Origin of the sequence: Rhizobium aethiopicum (assembly GCF_014197535.1) — a bacterium.
GTDB classification, from domain to species: Bacteria; Pseudomonadota; Alphaproteobacteria; order Rhizobiales; family Rhizobiaceae; genus Rhizobium; species Rhizobium aethiopicum_A.
In genome coordinates, this window is record NZ_JACIFV010000004.1 from 88,096 (window position 1) to 107,211 (window position 19,116).

The following is a 19,116-nucleotide window of genomic DNA, read 5'->3' on the forward strand; positions in this document are numbered from 1 at the left end:
CACATGTATCTCGGTCTCGATCTCGGAACCTCCGGCGTCAAGGCGATGCTGATCGACGGCGACCAGAAGATCGTCGGTTCGGCCAACGGTGCGCTCGACGTCTCGCGCCCGCATTCCGGCTGGTCGGAACAGGAACCGGCTCACTGGGTGCGCGCGACCGAGGAGGCCGTCGCCGGCCTCAAGGCGAAACATCCAAAGGAATTTGCCGCAGTCAAGGGCATCGGCCTTTCCGGCCAGATGCACGGCGCCACGCTGATCGATGCGAGCGACAAGGTATTGCGGCCCTGCATTCTCTGGAACGATACACGCAGCTACGTCGAAGCCGCCGCACTCGACGCCGACCCGCGTTTCCGGGCGCTGACCGGCAATATCGTGTTTCCCGGCTTTACGGCGCCCAAGCTCGCCTGGGTCAGGAAGCATGAGCCTGAGATTTTCGCGAAGGTCGCCAAGGTGCTGCTGCCGAAGGATTATCTGCGTCTCTGGCTGACCGGCGAATATATTTCCGAAATGTCGGATTCGGCAGGCACCTCCTGGCTCGATACCGGCAAGCGCGGCTGGTCGTCCGAACTGCTTGCCGCCACCGGCCTTTCCAGGGAGCAGATGCCGGCGCTTGTCGAAGGGACCGATCAGGCCGGCAGACTGCGGTCCGAACTCGCGGCCCAGTGGGGCATATCAGGCTCGGTCGTCGTTGCCGGCGGCGCGGGCGATAATGCAGCCTCGGCCTGCGGCATGGGCACGGTCAGCGATGGCGCGGCCTTCGTCTCGCTCGGCACCTCGGGCGTGCTTTTTGCCGCCAACGGCTCCTATCTACCGAAGCCGGAAAGCGCCGTGCATGCCTTCTGCCATGCGCTGCCGAACACCTGGCATCAGATGGGCGTCATCCTCTCGGCCACCGATGCGCTCAACTGGCATTCCGGTGTGACCGGCAAATCGGCCGCCGATCTCACAGGCGAACTCGGTGAGACGCTGAAGGCGCCTTCCGGCGTCACCTTCCTGCCCTATCTCTCCGGCGAGCGCACTCCGCACAATGACGCCGTCATCCGCGGCGCCTTCATCGGCCTCGGACATGAGAGCAGTCGCGTCGTTCTCACCCAGGCCGTTCTGGAGGGTGTGGCGTTCGCCATCCGCGACAATCTCGAAGCGTTGCGTTCGGCCGGCACCGGCATCGCGCGCGTGACGGCAATCGGCGGCGGTTCGCGCTCGCACTACTGGCTGGCATCGATCGCCACCGCGCTCGGCGTCCCTGTCGACTTGCCTGCCGACGGCGATTTCGGCGCGGCCTTCGGCGCTGCCCGTCTCGGTCTGATCGCGGCGACGGGTGCGGATCCGATCGCCGTCTGCACGCCGCCAATGACGGCAGGCACGATCGAACCGGTCGCGGCGCTGAAGGGCGCTTACGAGGACGCCTACAAGCGCTATCGCGCGCTCTATCCGGCGATCAAGTCGCTGGCGCATTGAGAACTGGAGCCGGCGGGCCCCTCATCCGCCTGCCGGCACCTTCTCCCCGCTGGGGAGAAGAGACTCGTTGCGGCGCCTCGTTCCCCTTCTCCCCTGGGGGAGAAGGTGGCCCGAAGGGTCGGGTGAGGGGGCTGGTGGCACGAACGATAAGACTGAAATACGAACCCAAGGAGACCGTAAACATGAGCACCGGATTTTTCGGCGATATCCAGAAGATCAAATATGAGGGCCCGGACAGCACCAATCCGCTGGCCTTCCGCTATTACAAGCCGGACGAGATCGTCCTCGGCAAGCGCATGGAAGACCATCTGCGTTTTGCGGTAGCCTACTGGCACACCTTCACCTGGCCGGGCGGCGATCCCTTCGGCGGCCAAACCTTCCTGCGTCCCTGGTTCGAAGATACGATGAAGGCGGCCAAACTCAAGGCCGATGTCGCTTTCGAATTCTTCTTGCTGCTGGGTGCTCCCTACTACTGCTTCCATGACGCCGACGTGCGCCCGGAGGGCAAGAACTTTGCCGAGAACACCAGGAACCTGAATGAGATCGTCGATTATTTCGCCGAGAAGCAGGCGGCGACCGGCACCAAGCTGCTCTGGGGTACGGCGAACCTGTTCTCCAACCGCCGCTACATGTCGGGTGCGGCGACCAACCCCGATCCAGACGTCTTTGCTTTCGCCGCCGCGACGGTCAAGACCTGCATCGACGCCACGCAGAAGCTCGGCGGCGAGAACTACGTGCTCTGGGGCGGCCGCGAAGGCTACGAGACGCTGCTCAACACCGATCTCAAGCGCGAGCTCGACCAGCTCGGCCGTTTCCTCAACCTCGTCGTCGAATATAAGCACAAGATCGGCTTCAAGGGCACGATCCTGATCGAGCCGAAGCCGCAGGAGCCTACCAAGCATCAGTATGATTACGACGTCGCGACCGTCTACGGCTTCCTCAAGAAGCACGGTCTCGAAAACGAGGTGAAGCTCAATATCGAGCAGGGCCATGCGATCCTCGCCGGCCACTCCTTCGAGCATGAGCTGGCGCTCGCCAATGCGCTCGGCATCTTTGGCTCGATCGACATGAACCGCAACGACTACCAGTCCGGCTGGGACACCGACCAGTTCCCGAACAATGTTCCGGAAATGGCGCTTGCCTATTACCACGTTCTGGCAGGCGGCGGCTTCAAGACCGGCGGCACCAACTTCGACGCGAAGCTGCGCCGCCAGTCACTCGACCCGGCAGACCTCTTGATCGGTCATATCGGCGGCATGGATTGCTGCGCCCGCGGCCTGAAGGCGGCTGCCAAGATGATCGAGGACAAGGCTCTGTCGCAGCCGCTCGCCGACCGCTACGCCGGTTGGGAAACGGCCGAGGCGCAGAAGCTCTTCCGCGGCGAGTATTCGCTGGATGAGATCACCAACTGGGTCGAGAGCAAGGACGTCAACCCGCAACCGAAATCCGGCAAGCAGGAACTGCTCGAAAACATCGTCAACCGTTACGTCTGATAAAGCGCGCCGGCGGCCAGCGGTCGCCGGCGCCACCCTCCTGGATTATTCTCCGTTCAGCGCTTCAACCAGTTGCGCGACGGTGCGGAGACGGAGTTTCGCACCACGAGATCCGGCCTCAGCAGGATCTCCGTCTCGGCCGGCTGGCCGTCGGACAGAAGTTCCAATAGCAGCGCCATCGCCTGCTTGCCGATCGCCGTTCTCGGCTGGCGGATCGTCGTCAGCGACGGCGATATGAAGACCGCCTGCGGCACGTCGTCGAAGCCGGTTACTGAGAAATCCCGCGGAATATCATAGCCTCGCGCGCCGAGCCCGATCATGACGCCGATCGCCGTCTGGTCGTTCACGCACATGAAGGCTGTGGGAAGCGTGTCGCGCATGAAAAGCTGCTCGACCGCATGCCGTCCGCTTTCGATCGTGCCGTCGCCCTCGAGCACGATCCGCAAGTCGGGCGGAACGCCGGCAGCGTCAAGACCAGCGTCGTACCCCATGCGGCGCCTGGTATAGGCGAGCCGGGTGCGGGAATCGCCGATGAAGGCGATCTTGCGATGGCCTTCGGCCAGCAGCAGGTCCACCGCTTTCCGAGCGCCTTCGGTATCGTCGACACCGACATAGGGAATGCCGCCGTTGAAGACCGGTTCGAAAACCCCGACGCTCGGCGGCAGCCGCGCCGTCATGGTCTGGTGACCGAAAGGCAGGATGCCAGTGAAGAGGATCAGTCCGGCCGCCTGGTTGGAGTTGAAGAATTTCAGATATTCCAGGCCGCGCTGGGCATCATTCTGGGTGTGGCCGATCAGGACGCCGTAGCCGTGGGCGCGGGCCTCGTTCTCCAGTCCGACGAGAATATTGGAAAAATTGGGATCGCCGATATCGGGCGCCACCACCAGGATCATGTTGGAGCGGCCGAGCCGCAGGCTGCGCGCCATGGCATTGGTCGTATAGCCGGTGATGGCGATCGCCTGGTTGACTTTGAGCCGTGTCGAGTTGGCGACCTTCTCCGGCGTGTGGATCGCCCGGGAAACCGTCGCGATGGAAACCTCTGCGATCCGGGCGACGTCTTCGATTGTTGCGGGCGTGGAATTCGACACTGGGCTCTGCCTTAAGGCTGTCTTCGCCGCGACACTACACAGACTTGTCGAGAGGTCAAAGGCAAGCGTCAACTCATCTGTGTTAATCCACGATGTAAACCTTTACATGCCCGATGTAAAGGTTTACATAAGGCTCGAAGCGGACGGGAGCCGCATGCGCGTGCCTGTTTGAGAGCCTGAGGCGGTTTTCAGAAGGAAAATGTGCGCTAGTTCAAAACGGAGCGTTGCCGGAGTGCGGCGCTCTAGGGGGAGGGCATAATGACCGTGGAGATCGCCGACACCGCACCCGTGGTGCTGTCCGCCAGGCGCATATGCAAATCCTTCAGCGGCGTGCAGGTCCTCTTCAGCGTCAACTTCGATCTCCGCGCCGGCGAAATCCATGCGCTCATGGGCGAAAACGGCGCCGGCAAATCGACGCTCGTCAAGGTGCTTTCAGGTTTCGAACAGCCGAGTTCCGGCGAAATCCTGCTCGACGGCAAGCCTGTGGTGCTGCCGCCGAATGGTGCCGCGGAAGCGCTCGGCATTGTCATCATCCATCAGGAATTCAACCTCGCCGACCATCTGACCGTGACGGAGAGTCTTTTCCTCGGTCGCGAAGTCACGCATCTCGGCGTGCTCGACCGCAAATATATGCGCGCCGAGACGCGCAAGGTTCTCGACGTGCTCGGTTCGCATGTCGATGAGAATGCTTTGATCAGCACGCTTTCCATCGCCGACAAGCAAATGGTCGAGATCGCCAAGGCGATCAGCCGCGATGCGCGCGTCGTGTTCATGGATGAGCCGACCGCCGTGTTGTCGCGGGAAGAGACCAATATGCTGTTCAAGCAGGTCCGCAAGCTGCGCGACCAAGGCACGAGCTTCGTCTTCGTGTCCCACAAGCTCGACGAGGTGATGGAGCTGACCGATCGGGTGACGGTGCTGCGCGACGGCCAGTGGATCAAGACGTCGCCGACCTCCATTCTCGACGGGGAATCGATCGCACAGCTGATGGTCGGCCGCGAACTTTCCAGCCTCTATCCCGCCAAAGTCGAACCCGATGTCGACGAGGAGGTCGTCCTCAGCATCGCCTCGGTTTCAACAGGCTATGTCAGGGATGCGAGCTTCGAAGTGCGCAAGGGCGAGATCATCGGTTTTTCCGGCCTGATCGGCTCCGGCCGTACCGAGTTGATGGAGGCGATTGCCGGACTGCGGCCCCGCCTCGAGGGCGAGGTGGTCATCAAGGGGCAAGCGGTCCCCTCCGGCGATGTGCATGCGGCCAATCGCTGCGGTCTTGCCTATATGACCAAGGACCGCAAGTCGAAGGGTCTGCTGCTGCGCTCCGGCATGGCGACCAATCTGACGCTGCAATCGCTCGGAAGACATTCGCGCCACGGCTATCTCAGCCCGAACAGCGAGGCGGCCGCACTGGCGAAAGCCAAGCGCCGCTTCGACATCAGGGTTCGCGACACCAACATCGTCGCCGGCCGCATGTCGGGCGGAAACCAGCAGAAGCTGCTGCTCGCCAAGGTCATGGAGACCGATCCTGACATCATCATCATCGACGAGCCGACGCGCGGCATCGATGTCGGCACCAAGCAGCAGATCTATCATTTCATTTCGGCGCTCGCCCGGGACGGCCGGTCAATCATCGTCGTTTCGTCGGAAATGCCCGAAGTCATCGGGCTCTGCACGAGAGTGGCCGTGATGCGCGAAGGACGAATCGTCGGCGTGCTCGAGGGCGACGAGATTTCCGAGCAGGAGATCATGCGTTACGCCGCCGGGCTCAAAAAGAAGGTGGCTGCGTGAGGGCGGAGCGAGATTTCGCCGACGCGCACAATAGATAGGATACCCAGACGAACTGGGACGGGAGGTTGGTTTTGGACATGAGCGCTAACGAGGAGACCAGGGCGATCCGGCGCAGGTCCTGGCGTGACGTTGATCTGCGCGCGGTTGCACCGTTTGCCGCCTTGGCCTTGCTCCTGATTGTCGGCGCACTGGTCAACCCGAATTTCATCGGCATCACCAATCTTGCCAACGTCGCGACACGCTGCGCTTTCATCGCCATTATCGCGGTCGGCGCCACCTTCGTGATCTCGGCCGGAGATCTCGACCTTTCCGTCGGCTCGATGGTCGCCTTCGTCGCCAGCCTGATGATCCTGCTCATCAATTCGGGCGTCATTGCCGATCCGGTGCTGATGCTGACGGCCGCGGTGGTGTTTACGGTGATTGCGGGGGCTCTTTGCGGCCTCGCAAACGGCCTCATCACCACCGTCGGCAAGATCGAGCCTTTCATCGCCACACTCGGCACAATGGGCATTTATCGCGGCCTGACCACCTGGCTGTCGCAGGGCGGCGCGATCACCTTGCGCTCGAGTGAAATCCAGACGCTCTACCGTCCGGCCTATTTCGGCAATATTCTCGGCATTCCCGTGCCGATCGCCGTGATCCTCGTCGTCACCGCGATTGCAGCCTTCATCCTCTACCGCACCCGTTACGGCCGCCATGTCGTGGCTGTCGGTTCGAACAGTGACGTCGCGCGCTATTCGGGCATTGCCGTCAACCGCGTGCGCACCATTGCCTTCGTCATCCAGGGCCTCTGTGTGGCGATTGCCGTGCTGCTCTATGTGCCGCGTCTCGGATCCACCTCGGCAACGACCGGCATCCTGTGGGAGCTGCAGGCCATTACCGCCGTCGTCGTCGGCGGCACGGCTCTCAAGGGTGGCGCAGGCCGGGTCTGGGGCACCATCTGCGGCGCCTTCATTCTCGAACTCGTCGGCAACATCATGCTGCTTTCGAACTTCATCAGCGAATATCTCATCGGCGCGATCCAGGGTGCAATCATCATCATCGCCATGCTGGTGCAGCGGTCGCTGGTTCGCAAATCCTAAGGCAAAGAACTTCTCGGATTGGCCGGGCTTGACAGGGCACCCGGCTCGGATTGGACAAGTCCCTGATATTTTTGGGAGGAAATAGCATGCGCAAGCTCATGTTGGGTCTGGCGGTTGCGGGGGTGGCTTTTGCCGGTGCAGCCTATGCCCAGGACAAGAACTACACGATCGGTGTGTCCATTCCGGCCGCCGATCACGGCTGGACCTCCGGCGTCGTGTTCCATGCCGAGCGTATCGCCAAGAAGCTGATGGCGGAACATCCGGGCCTGAACGTCATCGTCAAGACCTCGCCGGATGCCGCGACGCAGGCAAACGCCGTGCAGGACCTCGATACGCAAGGCATCGATGCACTCGTCATCCTGCCGTCGGATCCGGATCCGCTCGTCAACGCCATCAAGGAGGTCAAGGACAAGGGCAAGTTCGTCGCGCTTGTCGACCGCGCGCCGTCGAATAACGACAATTCCGTGCGCGATCTTTACGTTGCCGGCAACAACCCTGCACTCGGTGAAGTCGCTGGCAAATATATTGCCGAAAAGACGCCGGAAGCCGAAGTTGTCGTTATCCGCGGTCTGCCGATCCCGATCGATCAGCAGCGCCAGGACGGCTTCGACAAGGGTATTGCCGGCTCCAAGGTCAAGGTTCTCGACCGCCAGTATGGCAACTGGAACCGCGACGACGCCTTCAAGGTGATGCAGGACTATCTGACGAAGTACCCGAAGATCGACGTCGTCTGGTGCCAGGACGATGATATGGCCGTCGGCGTTCTTCAGGCGATCGAGCAGGCCAAGCGCACCGACATTCAGTATGTCGTCGCCGGCGCCGGCTCCAAGGACATGGTCAAGAAGGTCATGGATGGCGACAAGCTGATCCCGGTCGACGTTCTCTATCCGCCGGCGATGGTCGGTACGGCAATGGAGTTGACGGCGGCGGCGCTCTACGACCAGGTTCCCGTTCACGGCAACTACATCCTCGACGCGACGCTCGTCACCAAGGAGAATGCCAAGAACTTCTACTTCCCGGATTCTCCGTTCTGATCACCCGGTCAAGAGGGTGCGCCCATTCGCAAGGATGGGCGCATTTTTATGCCTCACGTGGCGGACGGCGAAATGCTGCACGTACCTCTTGCCCGCCACGGCCCATCATGATTAGGTCGCAGCCATACCGCATCTGGCCTCGCGCCAAATCCGGCGGCAAGTGCGAGGAGGCACCTTGCCCCCGCCGAAATGCGTGCTACAAGTTCTTCAGAAACGTTTACGGTCGATATTCAGGGAGGAATCTGACATGAAGACGATCAAGGGCCCGGGCCTTTTCCTTGGCCAGTTCGCGGGCGATACCGCGCCTTTCAATTCCTGGGACGCGATCACCAAATGGGCGGCCGACATCGGTTACAAGGGCGTTCAGGTTCCGACCTGGGCGAGCCAGCTGATCGATCTGAAGAAGGCCGCGACCTCCAAGGATTATTGCGACGAGTTCGCCGGCAAGGCTCGTGAAAACGGCATCGAAATCACCGAGCTTTCGACCCATCTGCAAGGTCAGCTGGTTGCCGTTCACCCCGCCTATGACGAAGCATTCGACGGCTTTGCGGCGCCCGAGGTGCGCGGCAATCCGAAAGCCCGTCAGGAATGGGCGGTCGAGCAGGTCAAGATGGCGCTGACCGCATCGAAAAATCTCGGCCTCAAGGCGCATGCGACCTTCTCCGGCGCGCTTGCCTGGCCTTTCATCTATCCCTGGCCGCAGCGTCCCGCCGGTCTGGTGGAGACCGCCTTCGACGAGCTTGCCCGCCGCTGGACGCCGATCCTCAACCATGCCGATGAGAACGGCATCGATGTCTGCTACGAGATCCATCCGGGCGAGGACCTGCATGACGGCATCACCTTCGAGATGTTCCTGGAGCGGGTGAAGAACCATCCGCGCGCCAACATGCTCTACGATCCCTCGCATTACATCCTGCAATGCCTCGACTATCTCGAGAACATCGACATCTACAAGGACCGCATCAAGATGTTCCACGTCAAGGATGCTGAGTTCAATCCGACCGGGCGCCAGGGCGTCTACGGTGGCTATCAGGGCTGGGTGGAACGCGCCGGTCGCTTCCGATCGCTCGGTGACGGTCAGGTCGATTTCGGTGCGGTCTTCTCGAAGATGACGGCCAATAATTTCGATGGCTGGGCCGTGGTCGAATGGGAATGCGCGCTGAAGCATCCTGAGGACGGCGCCCGCGAGGGGGCGGAATTCGTTGCCGCGCATATCATCCGCGTCACGGAAAAGGCCTTCGACGATTTTGCCGGTAGCGGCACCGATCAGGCGGCCAATCGGCGGATGCTCGGACTTTAAATGAAAGGCGTGCCGTGAGGCTGCCCCTCACCCTAACCCTCTCCCCGTTTTGACGGGGAGAGGGGATTTGCCACACCGGGCGACGGAGTTGGCATCGACGTCGCCGCATATGCCTTCTCCCCGCGAGCGGGGAGAAGGTGGCGGCAGCCGGATGAGGGGCGCGCATCCGCACCAGGTTCAATTTCAGGAGGAATCAATGGCAATCGAAGCTTCATCGGAACAGACCCGCGAGCCGCGCATCCGGCTTGGCATGGTGGGCGGCGGCGCGGGCGCGTTCATCGGTGCGGTGCACCGCATTGCGGCGCGCATCGACGATCAGTACGATCTTATTGCCGGCGCGCTGTCGTCGACGCCTGAGAAGGCGGTTCAGTCCGGCCGCGATCTTGGCCTCGACCCGTCGCGGATCTATTCCTGCTACCGCGAGATGGCGATCCGTGAGGCGAAGCTGAAGAACGGCATCGAGGCAGTGGCGATCGTCACCCCGAACCACGTGCATTACGACGCGGCCAAGGAATTTCTGAAACGCGGCATCCATGTCATCTGCGACAAGCCGCTGACATCGATCCTTGCCGATGCGAAGAAGCTGAAAAAGGTGGCCGACGAGAGCGGCGCCCTGTTCGTGTTGACGCATAATTACACCGGCTATCCGATGGTTCGTCAGGCGCGCGAGATGATCGCGAACGGCGAACTTGGCGATATCAGAGTGGTCCAGGCCGAATATCCGCAGGATTGGCTGACGGAAGCGGTCGAGCAGACCGGCCAGAAACAGGCTGCCTGGCGCACCGATCCGGCGCAGTCCGGCGTCGGCGGGTCCACAGGCGATATCGGCACGCATGCGTATAATCTCGCCTCCTTCATCACCGGGCTGGAACTCGACAGCCTGGCCGCCGATCTCGACAGTTTCGTTCCCGGCCGCCGGCTGGATGATAATGCCCATGTCATGCTGCGCTTCAAGGCGAAGGGTTCGGAGAAGTCGGCCAAGGGCATGCTCTGGTGCAGCCAGGTGGCGCCCGGCCATGAAAACGGCCTGATGGTCCGCGTTTACGGCACCAAGGGCGGCCTGGAATGGACCCAGAAGGACCCGAACTACCTCTGGTACACGCCGTTCGGCGAGCCGAAGCGGCTGATCACCCGCGGCGGCGCCGGCGCCGGCGCAGCGGCCGGTCGTGTCTCGCGCGTGCCGTCGGGGCATCCGGAAGGTTACCTCGAGGCGTTCGCGACGATTTATACGGAAGCTGCGCATGCGATCAACGCCCGCAAGAAGGGCAAGGACGTGGACAAGGCAGTGGTCTACCCGACAGTCGACGACGGCGTGAAGGGCGTGGCCTTCGTCGAGGCCTGCGTTGCCTCGTCCAAGAAGAACGGCGCTTGGGTGAAACTCTAAGCTTTGGCAATCGGCGCCTCAGATGGCGCGGACCGCAAGAAATGCCGAGGCAGTCTTGCCGCCTCGGTTGTCCGCCATGTGTCAGGCCGCAGCGCGGTTGCGCTTCATGAGCGCGTCGACGCTGAGCGGCCCGGCGCCTGCCGCCACCAAATAGAGAAACACGAAGCAGAACAGGATCGCGGCGACGCCGCCGTTCTGCGCGGGATAAAAGCTCTTTCCGGCATGGCCGATGAAATAGGCGAAAGCCATCAGGCCCGAGAGCACGAAGGCTGCGATGCGCGTCTGGAATCCCACCAGAACGAGGAAGCCGAGAGTGAGTTCGATCAATCCGGCAATCCAGGAGAGCGAGCCCATCGGCGGCACGCTTGCCGCGGCCGGAAAGTGCAAAATCTTCTGCGTTCCGTAGCTGAAAAGCACGAGCGACGAGACGATGCGCAGCAGGCTCAGCAGATGCGGCTGCAGCAGATAGATCGAAGACAGCATGGGATTCCTTTCATGCTTGCGAATGTCTCCGCTGTGTAGTGATCATCGCCCTGGAGCAAATCACGACTGCTGACATTCGCGTTATGAGAGCAATCGGAGGCGAAAAACGCGGCAGGTCGAGGCGGCTGGCCTGCGCAGTCGCTGCCGCTCGATAGCCTATACTGTAACGTTGCAGTTTTTCTGCTGCCGGGCCTGTACTTTGCTTACCGGCTTGGCTAAATCCGAGCCCCACGGTCAATTCAGATGCTGAGAGACAGGTTTTACAGATGATCGATGCGAAGACGCTTGCAGGCCGCTTTCCCGGTGATTTCACCTTCGGCGTTGCCACCGCCGCCTTCCAGATCGAAGGCGCCGGCAAGGCCGATGGCCGCAAGCCGTCCATCTGGGATGCTTTCTGCAACATGCCCGGCCGCGTCTACAATCGCGACAACGGCGACGTTGCCTGCGACCACTATAACCGCCTGGAGCAGGACCTCGATCTCATCAAGGATATGGGTGTCGAAGCCTATCGTTTTTCCATTGCCTGGCCGCGCATCATTCCCGAGGGCGCGGGCCCGGTGAACGAGGCGGGCCTCGATTTCTACGATCGGCTGGTCGACGGCTGCAAGGCGCGCGGGATCAAGACCTTCGCGACGCTCTACCATTGGGACCTGCCTCTGCTGCTCGCGGGCGATGGCGGCTGGACGGCGCGCTCGACCGCTTATGCCTTTCAGCGTTACGCCAAGACGGTGATGACCCGCCTCGGCGATCGTCTCGACAGGGTGGCGACCTTCAACGAGCCCTGGTGCATCGTTTGGCTGAGCCACCTTTACGGCATCCATGCTCCGGGTGAGCGCAATATGCAGGCTGCCCTTCACGCCATGCATTACATGAACCTCGCCCATGGCCTCGGGGTCGAGGCAATCCGTTCGGAAGCTCCCAATGTGCCGGTCGGGCTCGTGCTCAACGCCGCTTCGATCATTCCCGGCTCGGACAGCCCGGCCGATCTTGACGCCCTAGAGCGGGCGCATCAGTTCCACAACGGCGCCTTCTTCGATCCCGTCTTCAAAGGCGAATATCCGAAAGAATTCATCGAAGCGCTCGGTGACCGTATGCCCCTCATCGAGGACGGGGACCTGAAGCTGATCAGCCAGAAGCTCGACTGGTGGGGCCTGAATTACTACACCCCCGAGCGCGTCGTCGACGATGCCGAACGAAAAGGCGACTTCCCCTGGACGGTGAAAGCGCCGCCCGCGAGCGACGTCAAGACCGATATCGGCTGGGAAATCTATGCGCCGGGATTGAAGCTCCTCGTCGAGGACCTCTATCGCCGCTATGACCTGCCGGAATGCTACATCACCGAGAACGGCGCCTGCGACAATTCCGGTGTCGTCGGGGGCGAGGTCGATGATACGATGCGCCTCGATTATCTCGGCGATCATCTCGACGTCGTGGCCGACCTCATCAAGGACGGCTACCCCATGCGCGGCTATTTTGCCTGGAGCCTGATGGACAACTTCGAATGGGCGGAAGGCTATCGCATGCGCTTCGGTCTCGTCCACGTCGATTACGAGACGCAGTTGCGCACGATGAAGAAGAGCGGCAAATGGTATTGCGAACTCGCTGCTGAATTTCCGAAAGGCAATCACACGCGCTCAGCATAGCAAACTGAAAAAATAGATGGGCGGAAAGCTGCAACAGGCGGTTGCTTAAACGTTTCTGAACCCTTGACTGGCAAACTCCGCTGGTCAGGGAGCCGGAATGCAAATACTCGAAAAATTGCAGGGCAGGGGATCGGGCATAGGCCGTCACATCACCGTCACGGGTGTGCTGCTCTCCTTTGCTGTCATCGTTGCCGTCGCCACCATCATGGTGTTGACGGCAATCGAACGCGTGGCTGAGAACGCCAATGTGCTTGATGACGAGCGCTCGCGCGAAACGACGATCGGCGCGTTGAAGACCTTCGAGGATCAGCTCGGTGCGACTCTCGACGATTACGCCGCCTGGGACGACGCCGCCGCCAACGTCTATGCGCCCGATGGCATGGCATGGACGGTCAGCAACTACGGCGAAATGTCGGTCAACAGCTCGCTGTTCGACATGGCGATTGTGATCGATGATGCGAAGAATCCAATCATCGCCTATCGCGACGGCAAGCCGATGGAGGAGCCGCTCGCGGATTTCTTCTCGCCGTCGCTCTGGAAATTGCTCGACGCGGTGAAGGCGGCCGGCCCGGCCGATACTCCGCAGGCGGTTGGTTTCATCACCACCAAACGCGGCATTGCCGCTGTCGGCGTGGCATTGGTGCGGAAGAAATCCGGCGCGCTTGATGCACCCGCCGGCCAGCACCGTTATCTCATTTTCGCCCGGCATCTCGATGACGACAGGGTGGCTGGACTCGGCCAGACCTATGTGATCGGCGGACTGAGGCTGACGCCGCCGAGTTTCGCGGCCGAATATCTCGTGTCGATCGATGATCCGACGGGGGTAACGATCGGCAAGCTCGTCTGGAATTCGCGCTCGCCCGGCAATATTGCCTACGCGCAGGTGCGGCCGATGGTCATCCAGGCACTCGGTCTCGTCGGGCTTTTCTTCGTGGTGCTGCTGGCCATCGGCTGGTTGGCCGGCCGCCGCCTGAAGGCGGAGGAAAACAGCGCGCGCGAAGAGGCGCTGCGCGACAGGCTGAGCGGCCTTTCCAATCGCGACGGCCTCGGGCTCGCCGTCGATCGTTTTGTCCTCGAAGCGCGCCAGAGCAAACGCAACGTGCTGCTCCTCTATCTCGACCTCGACGGTTTCAAGGAAGTCAATGACAGCTATGGACACGGCACCGGCGACCAGTTGATCCGCGCGGTCGCGGCCGGCCTTAAAGTATTGATCCCGCAAGGTGCGGTTCTCGCCCGCATCGGCGGGGATGAATTTGCGATCGCCTTTCTCTCCGATGGCGAGAACGCCGCCGCCCTGCAGCTTTCCGAGCAGATCCTCGATTTTCTCGTCGAGCCGCTGGAGATCGGTCGCCGTGTCGTCGTCGTCGGCGCCAGCATCGGCATCGCCATGTCGCCTGCAGGTGCAATCGATCGCGAGGAACTGGTGCGCCGTTCCGACCTTGCCATGTATAAGGCGAAGGAGGCGGGCCGTGCGCGCATGACGCTTTACGATCCGTCGATGGACGCGGACCGGCAGCAGCGCAATGCACTGGAGCTCGATCTCAGAATCGCCATCGAGAGCGGCGACCTGACGCTTGCCTATCAGCCACTGGTCGATGCGGGCACGCATGCGCTAACCGGCGTCGAGGCGCTGGTGCGCTGGAACCGTCCGGGGCACGGCCCGGTTTCGCCCGAGGTGTTCATTCCGATCGCCGAGACCAGCGGCCTCATCGAATCACTCGGCCTGTTCGTGCTGCGCAAGGCCTGCGAGACGGCCAAGCAGTGGCCGGAACTGAATGTCTCGGTCAATGTCTCGCCCGGCCAGTTCCGCAACCCCGCCTTCACCGACTATGTGCGCTACGTGTTGAAGCAGACGGAGATCGAGGCCAGCCGCGTCACCCTCGAGATCACCGAAGGTTATATGATCCAGAATCCGCAGCGTACCCGCCAGTCGATCGAACGGCTGAAGGGGTTGGGGGTCAAGGTGGCGCTCGACGACTTCGGTTCCGGCTTCTCCTCGATCGGTTATCTCAGGCAGTTCGGCTTCGACCGCATCAAGATCGACCGCTCGCTGGTCATGGGCGTCAACGAGGACAAGCGCCAGCGCGAAATGCTGCAGGCGACGGTGGCGCTCGCCCGCTCGCTCGATATCCCGGTGACGGCGGAAGGCATAGAGACCGAGGGGCAGGCGGTCGCCATGCGCCTGTTCGGCTGCGACTGTCTGCAGGGCTATTTGTTCGGAAAGCCTCTGGCGGCCGAGCGAATTACCGAGATGCTCAACGAGCTTCGTACTGCGGAGCAGCCAACCCGGCGCCGCCTCGGCGCGGCCTGACGGCGAGATTCCCGGGGCGCGAGCTCATCAGCTGCCGATATGCCGTTGGCCGCGTTTTTTCGCCAGCGCGATCTGATGCTGCCGCTGACGGTAGCGCAGCCGGTCTTCCTCTGTCCGCGTGTGATAACAGTGGCTGCAGGAAACGCCTTCCTCATAAAGCGGCGAGGCAATTTCCTCTGATGTGATCGGGTTGCGGCAGGCGTGGCACAGCCGGTGCTCACCTTCCTTCAAACCGTGTTCGACGGATACACGCTCATCGAACACGAAGCAGGCGCCCTCCCAGAGGCTTTCTTCCTGCGGCACCTCCTCCAGATATTTCAGGATGCCGCCCTTCAGATGATAGACCTCGTCGAAACCCTCGGCCTTCATGAAGGCAGTGGCCTTCTCGCAGCGTATGCCGCCGGTGCAATACATGGCGACTTTCGGCTTGTTGTGCAGCCCCGTATTCCGGCGCACCCAATCCGGAAATTCGCGGAATGTCTTGGTCTTGGGGTCGAGCGCGCCGCGGAAGATACCGATTGCCGTCTCATAGTCGTTGCGGGTGTCGATGACGATCGTATCGGGATCGGAGATCAGCGCATTCCAGTCCTTGGGCGCGACATAGGTGCCGACCACCTTGTTGGGATCGATGTCCTCGACGCCCATAGTGACGATTTCCTTCTTCAGCTTCACCTTCATGCGCAGGAAGGGCATTTTCGAGGCGCGGCTTTCCTTGTGCTCCAGGCGCGCAAATTCCGGCTGGGCACTGAGGAAGGCGAGCACGGCATGAATGCCGGCATCTGGTCCCGCGATCGTACCGTTGATGCCCTCATGCGCCAGAAGCAGCGTTCCCTTGACGCCGTTTTCCTCGCACAGCGCCTGCAGCGGGGCCTGCAGGCTGGCAAAGCGCGGCACGGATACGAAATGGTAGAGCGCCGCTATGAGGAACGGGCCGGTGTGTGTCAGGCTGTCGGTCATGGGCGGGAAATACAGAAAATTGACCGGTCGCGCAATTGCCTTCCGCGCAGGCGGCCGACCGTCTTCAGGATCGCGCCTGCCATCGCTCAATTCGCAGCCGTCAGCCAGAGAAGCTCGATACGCTCCGATTCCTCGTCGGGATCATCGGTGAAGACGGTTTCGGCTTTGAGGAGGGCTTGCCGCCGGTCTTCCTGCTGGCGGAAGATGATCGCGTCGAGGAGATGCGCCAGATCGTCGTTGCGGGTGAAGAGCTGCGGCTCGGCTTCGACCAGCTCACAGAGGACGGCAAGGTCATGGATGTGGCCGAGATCCTCGACGAGCTCCTTGGCCGCATCGCGCTTGGCCCTCATCGCGCCCGGCCAGATGTCGCGCAAAAGAGCGTGGTAGAGCCGATAATCATAGGTGCGTTTGCGCAGATCATGGAAATCCCCGGCCGATGCATCGCCGTGGCACCTGGCAAGCGCAGCCTTGGCCTTGCGCGCGGTGCGACGCCAGCTCTTCGCCAGCATGCGGGCGTTCTTGCGGTGGCTGCCATCGAAGGAAATGCCATCCAAAGCCGCGATTGCCTCCTTCAGCACGCCTGGGGTTTCCATCAGCCGCTGCTGCAGGCCGCTCTCGGCCTCCGCCATCCAGTCGCGGCGCCCCTCGAGAATGGTGACGATCCGGCCGAGCGCCTCGCTTTCCTCTTTCCCGCGGGCTGAATGCTGCAGATATTGGGCGGTGCCGATGAGCGCGGCAGCGTCGCGGATTGCCGAAAGCGAACGCGCGGCATCGCGCAGCCTTGCATTTTCCTGTTTCTGGAAATCCGGCACCTCGCGCGCGACGAGCCGGTAGAGCGAGCGCAATCGCTTCAGGTTTTTTCGGAAGGAATGGATCGCCTCGTGCGCACCGTCCGGCCGCTCTTCGAGAAAGGTAATGGCACCTTCCAGCTGCTCGGTCGCGGTGCTCCGGAATGCCTCGGTGAAATCGGCGTCAGGCCGAATGCGATAGGCCATGCCTGTCGTGCCCGTATTCTGTGGCAAGGGCCTGGTTGGAGTAGCGGAAATCGCCGGTCACTTCGCGGCCAAGCCAGGTGGGCAGGACGGGTTTGTCGGTTTCCGCCGTCATCTCCACTTCGGCAATCACCAGCCCGCGATGCTCGCCGGCAAAGACGTCGACCTCCCAGACGAAGCCCTCATGGGGAACGCGGTAGCGGGTTTTCTCGATGACGATGCCGATCGCGTTCTGCAAAAGCTCTTCGGCATCGGCGACGGGAATATCGTATTCGAATTCGTCGCGGGTGATGGCGCTGCGACCGATCTTGATCGTCAGTCTCGCTTTCCTGCTGTCGAGGATGCGGACCCGGACGGAACGGTCGTCCATCGAGGCAAGGTAACCCTGCCTGAGGACAGACTTGGTCTCGACGGCGGAACGCCATCCATCGCTGCGTACGAGAAACTTCCGCTCGATCTCTTTCGCCATATCAGTGAACCTTTTGTGACGATTGCCGCACGGTAGACCAATTCCCAGGCATTTCATACCCATCTTCTCACGCAGCCGGGTTTTATCTCGACAAGGTTCGGCGAGGGCGTTATTCGGGATGCAAATTTCAATCGTTTCAAGGAGGTCGTGCGACCATGGGTGAGAAAACAGAGAAGCTCCTTTCCATCCTGAAACTCCAGCCGGTCGTTCCGGTCCTGATCGTTGACGATGCCAGGTCGGCGGTGCCGCTGGCCCGCGCCCTCGTCGCAGGCGGCCTGAAAGCAATCGAGATCACCATGCGCACGCCGGCGGCACTCGAGGCCGTGCGCGCCGTGGCCGCCGAGGTCGAGGGCGCCGAAGTCGGCGCCGGCACCATCCTGAATGCCGCCCATTGGGAAGCGGCCGTCGAGGCCGGCTCGAAGTTCATCGTCAGCCCGGGCACGACGCAGGAGCTGCTTGATGCCGCCGCCGATTCCGACGTACCGCTGCTTCCGGGAGCTGCGACCGCCAGCGAAGTCATGGCGCTGCGTGAGGAAGGATATCAGGTGCTGAAGTTCTTTCCGGCCGAGCAGGCCGGTGGCGCCGCTTATCTCAAGGCTCTCTCTTCGCCGCTCGCCGGCACGCTGTTCTGCCCGACCGGCAGCATTTCGCTGAAGAACGCCAGGGATTATCTTTCGCTGCCGAACGTGGTCTGTGTCGGCGGTTCGTGGGTTGCGCCGAAGGAACTGGTCGCAGCCGGTGACTGGGCTGGCATTACCAAGCTTGCGGCGGAGGCCGCCGCTCTGAAGGCCTGAGGTTGCATGGGCGGGGTATGAGCGCCAGGCACAACCCCGCGCCCTATATTTGTATTTCAGCCGTCGCAAACCTATGTTCTCCTCCGGCCTCAAACAGGGAGACGACGAGGAATGTTCGACGCAAAGAAGCTTCTCGACCAGTTCTTGGGTTCGCAGGTGCCGGGTCTCGGCGGTTCAGTCCGCGACAGGGGGGGCGAGGCCATACAGACGGCAAAGAACAATCCGATGAAGACCGGCGCGATCGCAGCCGTGCTTCTCGGCACCAAGACCGGCCGCAGTATTGCCGGCAATGCGTTGGCGATCGGTGGTCTTGCCGCTATCGCCGGCCTTGGCTATCAGGCCTACAAGAACTATCAGGCGGGCCAAGCGCCCGCGGCCCCCTCGGACGCGCCGTCGGCAAACAATCCGGTGCTCCTGCCGCCGCCCGTCGAATCCGGTTTCGGGCCGGCATCGCCTGCCGGCAGCAACGAATTCGTGCTGGTGCTGATCCGGGCGATGATCGCCGCAGCCAAGGCCGACGGCCATATCGACGATCCCGAACGCGCCCTGATCATGGACAAGATCAAGGCCGCTGACGTCAGCGGCGAGGCCGCCGCTTTCATCGAGGGCGAACTTGCGTCACCGACGGATATCGACGCGCTCGTGGCTGCGGCGGTCACGGAAGAACAGCGCGTCGAGCTCTACACTGCCTCGCGGCTGACCATCGATCCTGATTCGCGCGCCGAGCGCGGTTATCTCGATCTGCTCGCCGGGCGGCTTGGCCTCGCCGATCAGCTGGTCGACCATATCGAAGCGACGGTGTCATCCGCCAAGACGACCTTGTCACAGTGACATCCAGGCCCG

General features: G+C 62.0%; 16 protein-coding genes. 11 read left to right on the forward strand and 5 right to left on the reverse strand.

All coding sequences use genetic code 11. The annotated features are described in order from the left end of the window. The first annotated feature begins 3 nt into the window (after positions 1-3). Together xylB and xylA are read left to right on the forward strand one after the other, a co-directional pair. Entirely contained in the window at positions 4-1,458 is a 1,455-nt protein-coding gene (gene xylB / locus GGD53_RS07810; protein WP_184454923.1) for a xylulokinase, read from the forward strand. Positions 1,459-1,640: 182 nt separating this feature from the next. After that, a complete protein-coding gene (gene xylA, locus GGD53_RS07815; RefSeq protein ID WP_184454924.1) occupies positions 1,641-2,951 on the forward strand; it encodes a xylose isomerase in 1,311 nt (436 codons plus the stop codon). 56 nt (positions 2,952-3,007) lie between these two features. Here the strand turns inward: xylA and GGD53_RS07820 are convergent, their stop codons facing one another. Then, a complete protein-coding gene (locus GGD53_RS07820) occupies positions 3,008-4,039 on the reverse strand; it encodes a LacI family DNA-binding transcriptional regulator (RefSeq protein WP_097597195.1) in 1,032 nt (343 codons plus the stop codon). A 258-nt stretch (positions 4,040-4,297) separates the two neighbouring features. Between GGD53_RS07820 and GGD53_RS07825 the strand changes: the two genes are divergently transcribed. From GGD53_RS07825 to GGD53_RS07845, 5 genes are all read left to right on the forward strand, one after another. After that, positions 4,298-5,824 (forward strand): sugar ABC transporter ATP-binding protein, encoded by a 1,527-nt coding sequence (locus GGD53_RS07825; protein ID WP_184454925.1) that lies wholly within the window; start codon positions 4,298-4,300, stop codon positions 5,822-5,824. Positions 5,825-5,901: 77 nt separating this feature from the next. Continuing rightward, positions 5,902-6,906, forward strand: a complete 1,005-nt coding sequence (locus GGD53_RS07830) for an ABC transporter permease (protein ID WP_184454926.1) — start codon at positions 5,902-5,904, stop codon at positions 6,904-6,906. 86 nt (positions 6,907-6,992) lie between these two features. Next, complete coding sequence (locus GGD53_RS07835) at positions 6,993-7,940, forward strand: substrate-binding domain-containing protein (protein WP_011426857.1); 948 nt, start codon at positions 6,993-6,995, stop codon at positions 7,938-7,940. A 247-nt stretch (positions 7,941-8,187) separates the two neighbouring features. Further along, complete coding sequence (locus GGD53_RS07840; RefSeq protein ID WP_088396187.1) at positions 8,188-9,240, forward strand: sugar phosphate isomerase/epimerase family protein; 1,053 nt, start codon at positions 8,188-8,190, stop codon at positions 9,238-9,240. Between the two features lie 196 nt (positions 9,241-9,436). Beyond that, the gene (locus GGD53_RS07845) at positions 9,437-10,624 is read left to right on the forward strand and encodes a Gfo/Idh/MocA family protein (RefSeq protein ID WP_184454927.1); all 1,188 of its coding nucleotides are present in this window, start codon (positions 9,437-9,439) and stop codon (positions 10,622-10,624) included. Between the two features lie 81 nt (positions 10,625-10,705). On the opposite strand, the gene GGD53_RS07850 is transcribed toward GGD53_RS07845, so the two are convergent. Then, entirely contained in the window at positions 10,706-11,107 is a 402-nt protein-coding gene (locus GGD53_RS07850; RefSeq protein ID WP_184454928.1) for a DoxX family protein, read from the reverse strand. A 266-nt stretch (positions 11,108-11,373) separates the two neighbouring features. Here GGD53_RS07850 and GGD53_RS07855 point away from each other — a divergent pair, with 266 nt between their 5' ends. After that, positions 11,374-12,750, forward strand: a complete 1,377-nt coding sequence (locus GGD53_RS07855) for a GH1 family beta-glucosidase (protein ID WP_184454929.1) — start codon at positions 11,374-11,376, stop codon at positions 12,748-12,750. Positions 12,751-12,847: 97 nt separating this feature from the next. Beyond that, entirely contained in the window at positions 12,848-15,061 is a 2,214-nt protein-coding gene (locus GGD53_RS07860; protein ID WP_184454930.1) for a bifunctional diguanylate cyclase/phosphodiesterase, read from the forward strand. 27 nt (positions 15,062-15,088) lie between these two features. Here the strand turns inward: GGD53_RS07860 and GGD53_RS07865 are convergent, their stop codons facing one another. The 3 genes from GGD53_RS07865 to GGD53_RS07875 all read right to left on the reverse strand — a co-directional run bounded on the left by GGD53_RS07865 (position 15,089) and on the right by GGD53_RS07875 (position 17,479). After that, the gene (locus tag GGD53_RS07865; protein WP_184454931.1) at positions 15,089-16,018 is read right to left on the reverse strand and encodes a rhodanese-related sulfurtransferase; all 930 of its coding nucleotides are present in this window, start codon (positions 16,016-16,018) and stop codon (positions 15,089-15,091) included. Between the two features lie 86 nt (positions 16,019-16,104). Continuing rightward, the gene (locus tag GGD53_RS07870) at positions 16,105-17,013 is read right to left on the reverse strand and encodes a CHAD domain-containing protein (protein ID WP_184454932.1); all 909 of its coding nucleotides are present in this window, start codon (positions 17,011-17,013) and stop codon (positions 16,105-16,107) included. Beyond that, entirely contained in the window at positions 16,991-17,479 is a 489-nt protein-coding gene (locus GGD53_RS07875; protein ID WP_184454933.1) for a CYTH domain-containing protein, read from the reverse strand. Before GGD53_RS07875 ends, GGD53_RS07870 begins: the two co-directional genes overlap by 23 nt. A gap of 155 nt (positions 17,480-17,634) precedes the next feature. On the opposite strand from GGD53_RS07875, the gene GGD53_RS07880 reads away from it, so the two are divergent. Then, complete coding sequence (locus GGD53_RS07880; protein ID WP_064805034.1) at positions 17,635-18,273, forward strand: 2-dehydro-3-deoxy-phosphogluconate aldolase; 639 nt, start codon at positions 17,635-17,637, stop codon at positions 18,271-18,273. 111 nt (positions 18,274-18,384) lie between these two features. Then, positions 18,385-19,104 (forward strand): tellurite resistance TerB family protein, encoded by a 720-nt coding sequence (locus GGD53_RS07885; protein ID WP_184454934.1) that lies wholly within the window; start codon positions 18,385-18,387, stop codon positions 19,102-19,104. Positions 19,105-19,116 lie beyond the last annotated feature (12 nt).

Coding starts and splice junctions, on each gene's coding strand:
- GGD53_RS07870 (WP_184454932.1), bottom strand. CDS start 17,013: ATGGCCTATCGCATTCGGCCTGACGCCGATTTCACCGAGGCATTCCGG.
- GGD53_RS07860 (WP_184454930.1), top strand. CDS start 12,848: ATGCAAATACTCGAAAAATTGCAGGGCAGGGGATCGGGCATAGGCCGT.
- GGD53_RS07845 (WP_184454927.1), top strand. CDS start 9,437: ATGGCAATCGAAGCTTCATCGGAACAGACCCGCGAGCCGCGCATCCGG.
- GGD53_RS07840 (WP_088396187.1), top strand. CDS start 8,188: ATGAAGACGATCAAGGGCCCGGGCCTTTTCCTTGGCCAGTTCGCGGGC.
- GGD53_RS07825 (WP_184454925.1), top strand. CDS start 4,298: ATGACCGTGGAGATCGCCGACACCGCACCCGTGGTGCTGTCCGCCAGG.
- GGD53_RS07835 (WP_011426857.1), top strand. CDS start 6,993: ATGCGCAAGCTCATGTTGGGTCTGGCGGTTGCGGGGGTGGCTTTTGCC.
- GGD53_RS07865 (WP_184454931.1), bottom strand. CDS start 16,018: ATGACCGACAGCCTGACACACACCGGCCCGTTCCTCATAGCGGCGCTC.
- xylB (WP_184454923.1), top strand. CDS start 4: ATGTATCTCGGTCTCGATCTCGGAACCTCCGGCGTCAAGGCGATGCTG.
- GGD53_RS07850 (WP_184454928.1), bottom strand. CDS start 11,107: ATGCTGTCTTCGATCTATCTGCTGCAGCCGCATCTGCTGAGCCTGCTG.
- xylA (WP_184454924.1), top strand. CDS start 1,641: ATGAGCACCGGATTTTTCGGCGATATCCAGAAGATCAAATATGAGGGC.
- GGD53_RS07880 (WP_064805034.1), top strand. CDS start 17,635: ATGGGTGAGAAAACAGAGAAGCTCCTTTCCATCCTGAAACTCCAGCCG.
- GGD53_RS07885 (WP_184454934.1), top strand. CDS start 18,385: ATGTTCGACGCAAAGAAGCTTCTCGACCAGTTCTTGGGTTCGCAGGTG.
- GGD53_RS07855 (WP_184454929.1), top strand. CDS start 11,374: ATGATCGATGCGAAGACGCTTGCAGGCCGCTTTCCCGGTGATTTCACC.
- GGD53_RS07830 (WP_184454926.1), top strand. CDS start 5,902: ATGAGCGCTAACGAGGAGACCAGGGCGATCCGGCGCAGGTCCTGGCGT.
- GGD53_RS07875 (WP_184454933.1), bottom strand. CDS start 17,479: ATGGCGAAAGAGATCGAGCGGAAGTTTCTCGTACGCAGCGATGGATGG.